Here is a 13,022-nt window from a genome sequence, read left to right on the forward strand (position 1 = left end):
GGGCGCGCGATGCGGACCCAGACCCGAAGCGACTACTGCGCGTGGCTCGACGCGGCCGCCCGGGACGCGCACGACGCCATCAACCGGATGCACGTCGAGGCCTACGCCGATCTGGTCCGCACCGCCGAGCTGTACAAGGGCGAGCTGGCGTGCCGCCGTCCGGCGCGGCGGCCCGCGTCCGGTCTGCCCGGCCGGGGACAGCGCCATCGGAACCCTGGACTGCGGAGTTCCGCGATGGCGCGCGTCGAGGGGTCGCGGTTCGCCGATCCCCGGCCGGGCGGGTAGAAAGGGCGGCGGCGGCCGGTCGCCGCTCCCCGCGGCGCCGGCCGGTTGAGCCGACCCCGAGGAGGAGCAATGCCGGACCAGCAGCCGAACCCGCTGTGGCACCCGTTCGCGGACATGGGCGCGGTCGACGGGAACCGGTTCGTGGTGACCCGCGGCGAGGGGTCCTATGTCTGGGACGACGCGGGCCGTCGTTACTTCGACGCCTCCGCGTCGCTGTGGTACTCGAACCTCGGCCACGGCCGTCCCGAGATCACTCGCGCGGTCACCGAGCAGTTGGAGAAGCTCGACGCGTACAACCTGTTCGGCGGCGTCGCGAACGAACCCGCGCTGAAGCTGGCGTCGCGGCTGTCGGAGCTGGCGCCGGTGCCGGGGTCGAAGGTGTTCCTCGGCTCGGGCGGCGGCGACATGGTGGACACCGCGGTGAAGATCGCCCGGTCCTACTTCGTCCACACTGGACGCCCGGACAAGACCCACGTGATCAGCCGGACCCAGGGCTACCACGGCACGCACGGATTCGGCACCGCCGCGGCCGGGATCCCGGCGAACGCGGAGGGCTGGGGTCCGCCGGCTGCGGATTTCTCGCAGGTGCCCTACGACAACGCGGCGGCGCTGGAGGAGGAAATCCTCCGCGTCGGTCCGGAGCGGGTGGCCGCGTTCTTCTGCGAACCGGTCATCGGCGCGGGCGGCGTGCTGCTGCCGCCGGAGGGGTACCTCGAGGAAGTGGCGGCGATCTGCCGCAAGCACGAGGTGCTGTTCGTCGCGGACTGCGTGATCTGCGCGTGGGGCCGGCTCGGCACCTGGTACGGCATCGACCGCTGGTCCGTGCAGCCGGACCTGGTGACCACGGCGAAGGGCGTGACGAGCGGGACCATCCCGCTGGGCGTGCTGCTGGTCGCGCCGCACGTGGCGGAGCCGTTCTTCACCGGCCGCCCGGGCGCGCCGATCCTGCGCCACGGCGCGACGTACGCCGGGCACCCGGTCGCCTGCGCCGCGGCGAACGCGACGCTGGACATCTACGAACGCGACGACATCATCCCGCGCGGCAAGTTGCTGGAGAAGCCGCTCGCGGACGCGCTTTCCGGGGCCGTCGGGCATCCGGCGGTGGCGGAAGTCCGGGCCGGGCTGGGATTCCTGGCGGCGGTGGAACTCGCGCCGGACCTGCTGGCCGCGGACCCGGGCGCGCCCGGACGGCTGCACAAGTTCCTGCTCGAGGAGGGCGTGATCGTGCGTGCGCTCGGCAAGGGGATGGCGGTGTCGCCGCCGCTGGTCGCCGAAGAAGCCGAGCTGGACCTGCTGGCCGCGGCCGTTCCGCGGGCGCTGGACCGGCTGCTGAAGAACTGACGACACCCGCGGCGGCACCGGGTTTCCGGTGCCGCCGCGGGGTGTCCGCGGAGGACTACTTACAGGTCAGCGTCCCGGTGCGGAGCGCGTGGTCGTCGTCGTCGGACCACACGACCTGCTTGGTCCCGTTCGCGCAGGTCGGCGAGATCGCGAAACCCTCGTTGTTGTAGTTCGACATTCCGGACGGGCGGTCGTACTGCGCGGTGACCGCGAACGCGCCGGAGGAGTTGACGTCGAGCGTGGTGGTGCGGCCCTTGCAGGTGTTGTCGCATTCGGCCCACAGGTGGCCGGTCGACGGTTCGTACTCGAGGTCCATCACCGCCGGGAATCCGCTGTCGAAGGACGCGACGCGCGTGTACTTGCCGCCGGACTGGTCGAGCGCGTACGCGTAGACCTTCCCGTTGTCCTCGAGCCCGACGAAGTACAGCCCGGTCCCGTGGTTCGGGTAGTTCGCCGGGTTGTACGCGGCTTTCGTGTGCTCGTCCCGGAATTTGTGCGCGGTGAGCGCCGAGTCCGGGACCCAGGCGATGGCCTCGAGACCCTTGTTGGGCTCGACCGACGGCAGATCCGAGGTGAGGTCCCATTCCCCGGTCGCTTTCAGGGATTTGCTCGTTCCGGAGGTCGCGTACCGGAGCACGGCGGGCTTGCTCGTGTCGCCGTCGTCGTTGTCGCGCTCGGTGGCGGTGAAGACGCCGTCCGGGGTGAAGACGACCCCTTCGGCGTCCGGGTCGCCGCTGCCGTCGGAGTAGTGCATGGGCTTGCCCTTGGCCCAGCCGTTGGCGGTGTCGGGCCGCCACTTCTTGCCGTCCTGGACGAGCCGGTACAGGGTGCTCGGGCCGTTCTTCACCGCCCACAGCACGGTGGGCGATTCGTACGAGACGCCGCTGAGGTTGCTGCCGAAAACCCCGGAGTCGTCGGCGATGGCCACCTTCGACCCGCCGGGCCACGCCGTGGCCTTCGGAGTGGCCGCCGGCGCCGCGTGGGCCGCACCGGCCCCGACCGCGAGCGCGAGCACCGACAACGCGACGATGCCCCGGATTTTTCCACGACGATGTGTTCCACGCTGGTGCGCAAGCAAAGGAGCCGCTCCTTCTGTCCGTCGGGCACGGACGCGGGCCGTGCCGAGGTGGTCGCTGCTGACAAGCGGCGGTCCCGCGTCGCGGGACTTACAGCAGTGGGTGATCGACAGTGGAGCACAATGCGCGGCCGGTAAGCAACAAACAGCAGGTGACGTTGTCCCGATGACCGGCACGGCGGTTTCCCGGCGGGCCGATTGCCGTGCTGTCAACGGGCAGACGGACCTCGGACGACCGCGACCGCATGCCGGTCGTCCGGCGGCGTTGGGGCGGCGGCCGTTTCGCGGCGGCGATGGGTGGCGTTCGTGCGGCGGCGGCGATGGGGCGGCGGCGGTTTCTCGGCGGCGGTGGGGTGGCGTTCGTGCGGCGGCGGCGATGGGGTGGCGTTCGTGCAGCGGCGATGGGTGGCGGCCGTTTCGCGGCGGCGATTGGGCGGCGGCCGTCTCGCGGCGGCGGTGGGGTGGCGTTCGTGCGGCGACGGTGCTCGGGTGCCGGTCGTCCGGCGGCGGCCATCGGTTGCCAGCTGCCGGTGCGGCGGTCGCCGTGCGGCGGTCACCAGGCGGGTGGCCGCCAAGAGACCGCCGCCGCGCGCCGTGAATCCCTCACCGGGCGACGGTCCGCCACACCGGCACGTTGACGACCGCCGCGGGCATCCCGGGAGCCCCGCTGTCCCCGGGGACGATCGTGAACCGCCATTTGTCCACGCCGCCGCCCATGATCTCGGCATAGCGGCGGGCGCCGTCCGCGTTCGCGAAGCGGACCTGCTGACCACTGGCGAGGTGGGTGATCTTGACCGCCACACTGCCTCCTGAACATCGATCGAAGGACGGGTTTGCCTGGGTGCCGGCCCGCGGAGCTTCCCCCTCCGGGGCCGGCTCAACCAGTAGAACACGTGTTCGATTCGCTCGGCAATCCAGGTCCCCCTCCCGAGCGACCCGGAGCGTTTCATGGCGCAGTCAGCACCCGGAACTCGAGCCAGGAAACCGCTCAGGTTCAAGATCGGGGTCGCGGAAGCCTGCGGGCTCGTCGGCGCCGCGGGTGTCGGCAACGAGGTCGTCCGCAAGGCGAAGTCGCTGGTTTTCCGCCTCCGTGAGCAAGGCATCGCCTACCAGCGGGCCATCGAGCAGTACGACCGCTACCTCGCCGACTGCTGCACCGCGAATCTCACGTCCGCGGATCTGAAACAGATCGCGGCCTCGCTGGAAAAAGCGGGCCTTCGAAGCCTAGGCCGCGCCGGGTGAAACTCCTTGTGCCACAAGGAAGTTCTCACCGCGCCCGCACCATCGCCACCCGCGGCCACCGGTCCAGTCCGCGCGCGATCTCCGCTCGCCGGATCTCCCGCAGCGCGGGACCCTGCTCCTCGTCGGCCAGCACGCGGAACCCGAGCCGTTCGTAGTAGGGCGCGTTCCACGGCACCTCGGCGAACGTGGTCAGCGTCAGCCCGGACAGCCCGCGCTCCACGGCCCACGCGCCGACCGTCTCGATCAGCGCGCGCCCCAATCCGCGGCGCGCGTGGCTCGGCAGCAGCGAAACCTGTTCCACGTGGCCGAAACCGTCGACCTCCTCGGCGAGCACGTACGCCGCGATCGTCCCGTCGTCGTCCCAGACCCAGCACCGGCCCGCCGACTGGAACACCGCGAGGTCCGCGACCGAAGGCGGTGCGTCGTCGGCGATCTCGGGCATGCCGAGGGCCCGGAACGGTTCTCCGGCGGCACGTTCGAGGTCGGGCAGGGCAGGAAGATCGGCAGGGGCGGCGAGACGGATCACTGCCCCGATTTTACGGCTACATGGAGTACTCGGAAATCGCTTTTCCGATCTGCTCCGCGTAAGCGCGCAACGCCGTGATGGCCCGTTCGCGCTCCGCGTCGCCGATGCGGGTGGCCGGTCCGACGAAGGTCAGCACGCTCGGGCGGTGCCGGTTGACGTCGACCGGCACCGAACAGCACCACACGCCGTCCTCGATCTCGCCCCAGCTCTGCACGTAGCGGTTGGCCAGCGCGAGCTTGAGGTCGTCGCGCACCTCGGCCCCGCGTTCCCGGGAAATCCGGGCGACCTGGCGTTCGCGTTCGCCGTCGGGCAGCAGGGCGAGCAGCATCTTCCCGGTCGCGCCGACGCCGAGCGGGATCGAATGCCCGGGCTGGAACGTGAACCGCATCGGCCGGTCGCATTCCACCCGGTCGCTGCACACCGCGACGTCGCCGAAGTGCTGGAACAGCAGGACGGTCTCGCCGAGTTCGCGCACCGCCTCCTCCATCACCGGCAGCGCCACCCTGGCCAGGTCGTTCGCGAGCCGGGCGGCCCGCGCGAGCGGCATGACGCGGCTGGTGACGTGGTAGCGGCCGGACCGGGATTCTTCGAGCAGCTGCAGTTCCTTCAGCAACTGCACGTAGCGGTAGGTAGTGGCGACCGGGCTGCCGATCGCTTCGGCGAGCTCCGCCACGCTGGCCTCCCAGCGCTGTTCGGTGAACGACAACAGCAGCTGGAGCACTTTCCGGGAACTGTTGGCGCCGGCCGTGCGACGGAGCCCGGGTTCAGACATCCTGAAACCCCTTCGCGAGTTCACCGAATTCAGTCACGAACGCGCCGGTAAATTACCACAGGTCGGGGTTTTTCCGCCCGCGGCGATAAACGGGGTCAGCAATCCGGGGACCGCCGCGTCGGCGAGCGCGAGCCCGGCGCCTTCCTCGACGTCCAGCACGCGGTAGTGCCCGCGACCGGCGGCGACCGGCGCGGTGACGGTGACCAGCCCGGCCCGCCGCTGGAACAGCGACTGGTGCACGACGATCCCGGTGAGCCGGTCGCGCCGGACGGCGACCGTCGCCCTGGCCAGCGACCCGGAACGGGTCACGAGGTACCGGCCGGTGATCGCGTGGCCGAGCGAGCGGTACCGGTCGAAGCCGACCAGGACGGCGAACGGCAGCAGCACGAGCGCGGCCCGCCACGGCCATTCCGGCAGCACGTCGAGCCGGGCCAGGCCGAACAGCGCGGCCGACAGCGCCAGCACGGCGAAGACGGCACGGGTGATCCGGCGGGTCAGCGCGCGCCGGGAATGCCGTACGAGGGGGACATTCGCGAAGTCCTCGCCGAGCACCTCGCTCGCGATCTCCCGGGCTTTCCCGGCCGGAGCGGGCGGCAGCAGCAGGCCGCCGCCGCGGTCCGCACCCTTGCCCTCGCGCAGTCCGGCAGCGACCGCGACGCATTTCGCGCCGCCGACCATCCGCAACGGCAACGGTTCCTTGATCTCGACGCCGCGCAACCGGTCTTCCTCGATCGACACCGACCGCGTCGTGATCAGCCCGCGCCGGATGTGCAGCGTGCCGCCCGGTTCGCGGGTGAGCCGGAAGTTCCAGAACGACAACACGTATCCGCCGACCGACAGCACCGACACCAGCACGAGAAGTCCGGCCGCCGCCAGCACTACGGTGAGCCACACCGGTTGTTCGAGCGCGCGGGCGGTGAGGTCGCGGACCGGCCCGAAACTCGTCGGATCGAAACGCAGTTCGTGCGCGAAGTGGTAGACGGTGCCGAGAATCGCGGCAACCACCGCGAGCCCGGACAAGGTGAACGGCGCGTACCGCACCCAGCGCTTGTCGACCTCGGCGACGAGCGACTCCGCCGGTCGCGCCGCTCGCGTTTCCGCCGGGGTCCGGTGCAGCAACAGGGTGCGCAGCCGCTGGGCTTCGGCGCGGGTGACCGCGTCGAGCACCAGCTGGTCCTTGCCCGGCCCTTTTCCGTGGTCGTGCCGTCCGGTACCGATTCTTACCGCGGAAAGCGAGAAAAGCCGATGTTTCGGTTCCGAAAGCACGTCTACGGTACGGATTCGATCGAGCGGAATCGCGCGTTGCTTGCGCAGCAGCAACCCGGTGTGCCATTCGAGCTGGGTCGCGGTGACGCGGTAGCGAGAGGTGAGACAGTGCGAAACGCCGACGCCGATCGTCACCGCGGTGGCCGCGAGACCGATCCACTGCCAGTGGTTTCCGTGGCCGAGCACCAGCGCGCCGACGAGCACCGGCAGCGACTTCACCAGGTCGAGAACCGGGCGGATCAGCAACATCCGGCGGTCGAGGCGATGCCAGGCCGCCTCGCCGGCGCCTTCCGCGGAGACCGGCGGGGAGGGTGCGGTGGCGTTCACGTCGCGTCCCCTCGAACCGCCTGCGTGGTGCGGGTCAGCTCGTCGGCCAGCGCGACCGCGACCTCGCGATCGAGCCCCGAGACACGCAGCGGGCCAGCGGCCGACGCGGTGGTGACGGTGAGCCGGGCCAGCCCGAACAGCTGCTCCAGCGGTCCGCGTTCGACGTCCACCGTCTGGATCCGCGAGATCGGCGCGATCCGCCACTCCTGCTTCAGCCAGCCGGACTGGGTGTAGACAGCCTCACCGGTGACCTCCCAGCGGTGCACGCGATAGCGCCACTGCGGCATGACGAGCAGGTGAAGCGGGGCCAGCACACAGGAGAGCAGCAGTGTCACGGTGAGCCACGACGGCGGGTCCTCCGCGGTCGCGACCACCACCGCCTGCACCGCGAGCACGAGCAGCCAGCCGGCCCCCGCCGATGCCGCCCAGTGGCCGATCGCCCGGCGGCTCACCCGGTGTTCGGGCGGGCGCAGCCGGAGTTCAAGCGTGGTGGATTTCTCGGTGTTCACCTGCTCAGAGTGCCCGACCGTAGGGGACGGTGCCCACGACAAGTGTCACGATGCCCCGATCCGGGGTGCTGGCAAGTGCGGGGCGTTACTATTTTCGCCGCGCGCGGGATGGAATCGCAGTCGGGCCGCGTTGTACCGCGTACGTCCGTGCAAGCGAGCAGCAGGAGGATCCGGTGGGACTCGATCCCGAGGAACTGTACGAGGTGGACTCGGACGTCCCTGACCTGGACGGAGCTGTGCTCCTCCACTTCTTCGAGGGATTCATGGACGCGGGTTCGGCAGGCCAGCTGGTCACCGACCACCTCACCGGCGAGGTCGAGAACCGGATCGTCGCCCGGTTCGACGTCGACCGGCTCATCGACTACCGGTCGCGCCGCCCGGCGATGATCTACGCGGTCGACCACTGGGAGGAGTACGAGACCCCCGAACTGGTCGTGCGCCTGCTGCACGACCAGGACGGCATCCCGTTCCTGCTGCTGTCCGGCCCCGAGCCGGACCGCGAATGGGAGCTGTTCGCGGCCGCCGTGCGCCAGCTGGTGGAACGCTGGGGCGTCCGGCTCACCGTGGGCTACCACGGAATTCCGATGGGAGCCCCGCACACGCGCCCGCTCGGCGTCACCGCGCACGCGACCCGCGAGCACCTGATCGGCGAGCACCAGCCGCTGCCGAACCGCATGCAGGTCCCGGGCAGCGCCGCCGCGATGCTGGAGTACCGCTTCGGCGAATGGGGCCACGACGCGATGGGCTTCGCCGCGCACGTGCCGCACTACCTGGCGCAGTCGACCTACCCGGCCGCCGCGCTGACGATCCTCGAGTCGATCGGCAAGGCCACCGGCCTGCGCCTGCCCGACGGCGAACTCCGCACCGCGGCCGAAGTGGCCAAGGCGGAAATCGACCGCCAGGTCGCGGAATCCGAGGAATCCGCCGACGTGGTGCGCGCGCTGGAACGTCAGTACGACACGTTCGCCGAAGCGTCCGGGCACAGCCTGCTCGCCGAATCGCAGGAACACATGCCGACGGCGGACGAACTGGGCTCGCAGTTCGAACGATTCCTCGCCGAACAGGGCGGGGAGGGCTCCGAACGCTGAGCGGAGAGGTAAGGCTGAGCCGAGGGGAAGCGCTGAGCCGAGAGGTAGGCAACGCCCGCGGACCGAACCGTCTGCCAGGCCCACCAAAGCCGAGCCGCCATGATCGCCACCCTGGCCATGGTGCGGCCCGCACGTTGCCGGAAAGCAGCGGGGGCGAGTGTGGTGGATGACATCTCTGCAGAAGCTAGCCCGTCCGCTGCCGGGCGGACACCCGGGTAGGCCCCTAACGCTTTCGCGAACGCGCGACGCGACGGCTACGTGATGAGCCTGCAAGGAGCGATCGCGGGGGCTGAAACCGGGCGGCTCACCATCGGGGACAGTTCACCGTGCGTCTGGCCGCACGGAACGCCCGGCTCCCGGTCCTGACCAGGAGCTGGAAGAGCCTGGCCGGTCCGGAAGACTGCCCGTTTCGTCCCGGCGCGCGGCATCTCGGCGTCCTCACCCCGGCCAGCCGGCCAGATACTGCAGTGCCTGGCTCGTCGGCCCGAACGCGTCGCCGAGCAGTGCGTGCAGTTCGCGGTTGAACGACTCGATCACCGGTCGCAGCCGGGCGATCGTCGCGTTTCCCTCCGGAGTCAGGTCCAGCACCAGTGCCCGGTGCTGTTCGGGATGCGGCCGGCGGACGATCAGCCCCGCCTCGATCAATCGTCCCGTCATCGCGGTGATCGCCGATTCGCGTTGGCCCAGTTCGGTGGCCAGTTCGCGCTGGGTGAGTCCCGGCTGGTCGTGCACCGCCAGCAGTGCGCCCAGCTGTGCGGTCGTCACGCCGCCCGCGGCGAGGCAGCGGCGGTCGCCCTCGACGCGCAGGCGGTGTGCCGCGCTCTGCAGCAGGAAGAAAAGTCGTTCGTCGGCGGCCATGCGGGGATCTTGACAGTCTTCTCTTCTCGCCGCCATCCTCACTTCACTACTGAAGTACTTCACTACTGAAGTGAGGCCTGAAAATGGACATAGACTTCGCGAGAGCCGGACTCGCCGCGCAACCGTTCAGCGTCCTGCTCGGCGCGCGGGTCGAGGAGTTCGGCGCCGGCCGCGCGGTGCTGGCGCTGGACGTCCGCGACGATCTCCGGCAGCAGAACGGCTACCTGCACGGGGGTGTCCTCGCCTACGCCGCGGACAACGCGCTCACTTTCGCCGCCGGAACCGTGCTGGGGCCGCAATTGCTGACGAGCGGCTTCTCCATCGACTACCTCGTGCCCGCCGACGGGATGCTCCTGCGCGCGGAGGCGACGGTCGTCCAAGCGAGCCGGTCGCGGGCCACCTGCCGCTGTGATCTGTACACAGTGGACGGAGAGGGGAACTCGACGTTGTGCGCGGCCGCGCAGGGGTCCGCGGTGGTCCGGCGGACGGCTACTCCCGGGTAAACCGGGCAGTGCGGGACCGGGTCCGGTTGTCGGCTATCGTCCCGGGATGAACCAGGAAAGCCAAGATCGGCTGACGACAAGGACTTTGGGCCCTGCGCTGCGCCGGAAGGCCGGCCTGGTGCTGCGCCGGGCCGCGGCCCGCCTGCACGATCCGCACGCCGGCCAGCTCGCCGAACTGCGCGCGGAACTGGAGCGGACGCGCGAGGAACTGCGGTCCGAGGTCATCCGGCAGGGGGACCGCCTGCTGGACCGCGTGGTCGAGTTCGAGATCCGCAGCCGCCGCGACATCGTGTACGCCGGCGACCAGGACGCGGCGCTCGAGAGCAACGTCTTCGCGCGCGAAAACCTGATCGGGGCACGGCATTTCGGCAGCCCGAAGGAAACGCTGGAGTACGCGCTTTCCCTCGCGCCCACCGGCGGGATGGCGCTGGAATTCGGCGTCGCCACCGGCAACACCCTGCGCACCATCACGGCCGCGCGCGACGCGACCGAGGTGTACGGCTTCGATTCGTTCGACGGCCTGCCCGAGGCGTGGCTCAACGGCATGCCCGCCGGCGCCTTCGCCCGCGACGACCTGCCCGACGTGCCGGGAGCCGAACTCGTCGTCGGCCTGTTCTCCGACACCCTGCCCGGGTTCCTGGAGAAACACCCGGGGCCGGTCGATTTCGTGCACGTCGACGGCGATCTCTACAGCTCCGCGAAGACCGTGCTGGACAACGTCGGACCGCGGCTGCGCGTCGGCAGCATCGTGCACTTCGACGAGTTCTTCAACTTCCCCGGCTGGAAACGGCACGAGTACCGGGCGTGGACCGAGCACGTGGAGAAGACCGGCGTCGAATTCGCCTACGAGGCCTACACCTACAACGACAACCAGGTCACCGTGCGGATCACCGGCGGCCCGGGGCTCATGGAGTGAAGCAGCCGTCCTCGTTGAGCGGCCCGATCGAGGGGGGCAGCAGGCCGCACAGGTAGCCGTCGATCCAGCGGCCGTTGCCGGTGAGATTCGCGGCGAAGCGGACGAGCGGGGCCAGCTGCCGGATTCCGTCCGCGAGCGACGCGCGATTGCGTTCGAGCAACGCGGTGAGCCGGTCGAGCTGGGTGAGCACGGGGCCGAGTTCGCGGTCGTTGTCGGTGACGAGCCCGGACACCTCGCTGCTCAGCCGACGGGTGCCGGCGAGCAGCGAGTGAATGGCGGATTCGCGTTTCCGCACCTCGTCCAGCAGCTGGTTGCCGTCGGTGAGAAGCCGGGTCAGCTGGGCGTCGCGGTCGGCGAGCGTGGCGGAGATCGTGCGTGCTTGAGCCAGAAGGTGAGCCAGTTTCGCGTCGCGCGCGGAGAGGGAATCGGACAGCCGCGACAGTCCGGTCAGCGTGGCGCGGACGTCGACCGGGGTGTGCGCGAACGTGTCGGAAATGGCGCGGAAGCTCTGCGCCAGCCGGGTGGTGTCGATGGCGTCGACGGTCGTGGCCAGCTGCCGGAACGCGGGGAGCACGTCATACGGAACGGTGGTCCGGTCGCGCGGGATCGGCGTGCCCGGATCCAGCGACCCGGTGCCGACCGGATCGAGCGCGAGATATTTCTGGCCCAGCAACGTCTTGATCCGGATCGACGCGGACGTCCGGTCCCCGAGCCACGCGCCCGACACGCGGAAGGACACCCGGACGGACGCGCCGTCGAGCGAAACCTCCGACACCCGGCCGACTTTCACCCCCGCGATCCGGACGTCGTTGCCGGTTTGGAGCCCTGCTGCTTCGCTGAACTCCGCGGCATACGCGGTGCCGTCGCCGAGAATCGGCAGATTCGGCGCCTGAAGCGCGGTGAGGACGCCGAGAACGAGCACGGTCATCCCGACGAGAGCGGTGCGCACGGGGCGCCGGGCGGCAGGCACAGCGTGGATAGTGGCTCGCCCAGCCGGGTGAGGCCACCCACGCCACCCGAATGGGCCCTTTTCCGGCGTGTCCACTTAGGACGATGGGGGCTCCCGCCCTGCGCCCGCCCGGTTTCCCGGCTTCGCACCGGAGGTCCGCGTCGTGTGCCATTCTGGCCTGGCTGGCCGACGTGACCGGAGTCATCGGAACATCCGGTGCGGCTCGGCCGTTGAAGGGGTGTGCAGCGAGCGCGGAAAACCCGCGCCCACGCCGATCGGGGAGGAGCGACCATGCGAGACCTGACCACCGGATTGCACCCGGCGCCAGACCTCGTGGACGACACGGACGCGGCCCGGCAGGAGGAACGCCGGCGCAAGGCGGCACTGGCCGTCGCGTCCCAGGCCAAGGACGCGCAGGAATGCGCCCTGCTGCTGGACATGCTGGGGCTGCACGCCCCGGGCGGCAGCCGGACCGAGGTCGCCTGAGGCGCTTCGGTTCCGCCGGGGTGTTTCCAGGCGTTCGGGGGAAGAACACGCCGTGACCAGGGTGCGGACCGGTCGCGGATGAGTCAGGTGGGCACCGGCCTGGCCCTGGGGAGGGCTGGGCGGGTGCGGCTTGAGCGATAACGGGCTGGACGGCTCGGCTGCTGGGTGGCCGGGCCGTTTGGTGTGGGGTTCTGGCTGGCGGCTTGGCTGCTTGGCTGCGGGGTGGCCGGAAACCATCGGTGACCTGATTGCCGATTGCGCCGCCTCCCGGCCACGGGCCGTTGGCGTGGGGGTTTTGGTTCCGGTGGGTGGTTCGGCTGCTCGGCGGTGAGGCCGTTTGGCGTGGGTTGGGGGTTCGGCTCCTGCGGGCGGCTCAGTTGCGGGGTGGCCAGGTCGTTTGGTGTGGCGGTTTGGTTCCGGCGGATGGCTTGGCTGCTGGGCGGCTAGGCCGTTTGGCGTGGGTTGTGGGGTTTCGGTTTTTGCGGACGGTTCGGCTGCGGGGTGGCCCGGTCGTTTGACGTGGGGGTTTTGGTTCCGGCGGGTGGTTCGGCTGCTCGATGGCCAGGCCGTTGGGCGTGGTTTGCGGGGGTTCGGCTCCTGCGGGCGGCTCAGTTGCGGGGTGGCGAGGTCGTTTGGCGTGGCGGTTCGGTTCCTGCGGATGGCTCGGCTGCTGGGCGGCCGGGCCGTTGGTGAGCAGTGCGAGGTTTCGGCTCCGGCGGACGGGGAACCCGCGTCGTGGCCAGAGGTGACGGCTGGCCAGTTTGGCTTGGGCTGACGGGCTGGCTGCGCGCTGGGCCTGCCCGGCCATACGTCGAACCTTCTGGGCAACCAAGTCCTGCACCGCAGCCCTCTTCCCGGCTGCCCGCTTGCGGCATCGAG

At 70.4% G+C, this 13,022-nt stretch carries 15 protein-coding genes; 7 read left to right on the forward strand and 8 right to left on the reverse strand.

Annotated features, from left to right (window positions below):
• Window positions 1-9: 9 nt before the first annotated feature.
• Window positions 10-285, forward strand: a complete 276-nt coding sequence (locus tag F9C12_RS31210; protein WP_409185329.1) for a hypothetical protein — start codon at window positions 10-12, stop codon at window positions 283-285.
• A 69-nt stretch (window positions 286-354) separates the two neighbouring features.
• A complete protein-coding gene (locus tag F9C12_RS31215) occupies window positions 355-1,626 on the forward strand; it encodes an aspartate aminotransferase family protein (RefSeq protein ID WP_409462743.1) in 1,272 nt (423 codons plus the stop codon).
• A gap of 55 nt (window positions 1,627-1,681) precedes the next feature.
• Here the strand turns inward: F9C12_RS31215 and F9C12_RS31220 are convergent, their stop codons facing one another.
• Both F9C12_RS31220 and F9C12_RS31225 read right to left on the reverse strand, forming a co-directional pair.
• Window positions 1,682-2,647, reverse strand: coding sequence for an esterase-like activity of phytase family protein (locus F9C12_RS31220; protein WP_409462744.1), 966 nt, complete (start codon window positions 2,645-2,647; stop codon window positions 1,682-1,684).
• A 657-nt stretch (window positions 2,648-3,304) separates the two neighbouring features.
• A complete protein-coding gene (locus F9C12_RS31225; RefSeq protein ID WP_037715481.1) occupies window positions 3,305-3,502 on the reverse strand; it encodes a hypothetical protein in 198 nt (65 codons plus the stop codon).
• A gap of 147 nt (window positions 3,503-3,649) precedes the next feature.
• On the opposite strand from F9C12_RS31225, the gene F9C12_RS31230 reads away from it, so the two are divergent.
• Window positions 3,650-3,943, forward strand: a complete 294-nt coding sequence (locus F9C12_RS31230; protein ID WP_409462745.1) for a hypothetical protein — start codon at window positions 3,650-3,652, stop codon at window positions 3,941-3,943.
• Window positions 3,944-3,968: 25 nt separating this feature from the next.
• Here the strand turns inward: F9C12_RS31230 and F9C12_RS31235 are convergent, their stop codons facing one another.
• From F9C12_RS31235 to F9C12_RS31250, 4 genes are all read right to left on the reverse strand, one after another.
• Window positions 3,969-4,469 (reverse strand): GNAT family N-acetyltransferase, encoded by a 501-nt coding sequence (locus F9C12_RS31235; protein ID WP_409462746.1) that lies wholly within the window; start codon window positions 4,467-4,469, stop codon window positions 3,969-3,971.
• A 16-nt stretch (window positions 4,470-4,485) separates the two neighbouring features.
• Window positions 4,486-5,241, reverse strand: coding sequence for an IclR family transcriptional regulator (locus tag F9C12_RS31240; protein WP_409185334.1), 756 nt, complete (start codon window positions 5,239-5,241; stop codon window positions 4,486-4,488).
• A gap of 33 nt (window positions 5,242-5,274) precedes the next feature.
• Complete coding sequence (locus F9C12_RS31245) at window positions 5,275-6,756, reverse strand: PH domain-containing protein (protein ID WP_409467105.1); 1,482 nt, start codon at window positions 6,754-6,756, stop codon at window positions 5,275-5,277.
• 74 nt (window positions 6,757-6,830) lie between these two features.
• Entirely contained in the window at window positions 6,831-7,343 is a 513-nt protein-coding gene (locus tag F9C12_RS31250) for a PH domain-containing protein (RefSeq protein ID WP_409462747.1), read from the reverse strand.
• Window positions 7,344-7,516: 173 nt separating this feature from the next.
• On the opposite strand from F9C12_RS31250, the gene F9C12_RS31255 reads away from it, so the two are divergent.
• On the forward strand, window positions 7,517-8,431 hold the full coding sequence (locus F9C12_RS31255) for a proteasome assembly chaperone family protein (RefSeq protein WP_409462748.1): 915 nt from the start codon (window positions 7,517-7,519) through the stop codon (window positions 8,429-8,431).
• A gap of 438 nt (window positions 8,432-8,869) precedes the next feature.
• Here F9C12_RS31255 and F9C12_RS31260 read toward each other — a convergent pair whose 3' ends face one another.
• Window positions 8,870-9,289, reverse strand: a complete 420-nt coding sequence (locus F9C12_RS31260) for a MarR family winged helix-turn-helix transcriptional regulator (RefSeq protein WP_409462749.1) — start codon at window positions 9,287-9,289, stop codon at window positions 8,870-8,872.
• An 83-nt stretch (window positions 9,290-9,372) separates the two neighbouring features.
• Here F9C12_RS31260 and F9C12_RS31265 point away from each other — a divergent pair, with 83 nt between their 5' ends.
• Entirely contained in the window at window positions 9,373-9,792 is a 420-nt protein-coding gene (locus F9C12_RS31265; RefSeq protein WP_409462750.1) for a PaaI family thioesterase, read from the forward strand.
• Window positions 9,793-9,838: 46 nt separating this feature from the next.
• The gene (locus F9C12_RS31270; RefSeq protein ID WP_409185339.1) at window positions 9,839-10,708 is read left to right on the forward strand and encodes a class I SAM-dependent methyltransferase; all 870 of its coding nucleotides are present in this window, start codon (window positions 9,839-9,841) and stop codon (window positions 10,706-10,708) included.
• Here the strand turns inward: F9C12_RS31270 and F9C12_RS31275 are convergent.
• Entirely contained in the window at window positions 10,698-11,636 is a 939-nt protein-coding gene (locus F9C12_RS31275; protein WP_409467106.1) for an MCE family protein, read from the reverse strand. The two genes, F9C12_RS31270 and F9C12_RS31275, sit on opposite strands and share 11 nt — an antisense overlap.
• Window positions 11,637-11,948: 312 nt before the next feature.
• Between F9C12_RS31275 and F9C12_RS31280 the strand changes: the two genes are divergently transcribed.
• Window positions 11,949-12,143: a hypothetical protein gene (locus F9C12_RS31280; protein ID WP_409185341.1), complete on the forward strand. Its 195-nt coding sequence runs from the start codon at window positions 11,949-11,951 to the stop codon at window positions 12,141-12,143.
• The last annotated feature ends 879 nt before the right edge of the window (window positions 12,144-13,022 follow it).

Source organism: Amycolatopsis sp. GA6-003, from assembly GCF_046267895.1.
Taxonomy (GTDB): Bacteria; Actinomycetota; Actinomycetes; order Mycobacteriales; family Pseudonocardiaceae; genus Amycolatopsis.

Excerpts from the sequence above, each read along its gene's own strand:
- F9C12_RS31210 (WP_409185329.1), top strand. The coding sequence starts at position 10 with ATGCGGACCCAGACCCGAAGCGACTACTGCGCGTGGCTCGACGCGGCC.
- F9C12_RS31215 (WP_409462743.1), top strand. The coding sequence starts at position 355 with ATGCCGGACCAGCAGCCGAACCCGCTGTGGCACCCGTTCGCGGACATG.
- F9C12_RS31230 (WP_409462745.1), top strand. The coding sequence starts at position 3,650 with ATGGCGCAGTCAGCACCCGGAACTCGAGCCAGGAAACCGCTCAGGTTC.
- F9C12_RS31240 (WP_409185334.1), bottom strand. The coding sequence starts at position 5,241 with ATGTCTGAACCCGGGCTCCGTCGCACGGCCGGCGCCAACAGTTCCCGG.
- F9C12_RS31245 (WP_409467105.1), bottom strand. The coding sequence starts at position 6,756 with ATGTTGCTGATCCGCCCGGTTCTCGACCTGGTGAAGTCGCTGCCGGTG.
- F9C12_RS31260 (WP_409462749.1), bottom strand. The coding sequence starts at position 9,289 with ATGGCCGCCGACGAACGACTTTTCTTCCTGCTGCAGAGCGCGGCACAC.
- F9C12_RS31265 (WP_409462750.1), top strand. The coding sequence starts at position 9,373 with ATGGACATAGACTTCGCGAGAGCCGGACTCGCCGCGCAACCGTTCAGC.
- F9C12_RS31270 (WP_409185339.1), top strand. The coding sequence starts at position 9,839 with ATGAACCAGGAAAGCCAAGATCGGCTGACGACAAGGACTTTGGGCCCT.
- F9C12_RS31275 (WP_409467106.1), bottom strand. The coding sequence starts at position 11,636 with ATGACCGTGCTCGTTCTCGGCGTCCTCACCGCGCTTCAGGCGCCGAAT.
- F9C12_RS31280 (WP_409185341.1), top strand. The coding sequence starts at position 11,949 with ATGCGAGACCTGACCACCGGATTGCACCCGGCGCCAGACCTCGTGGAC.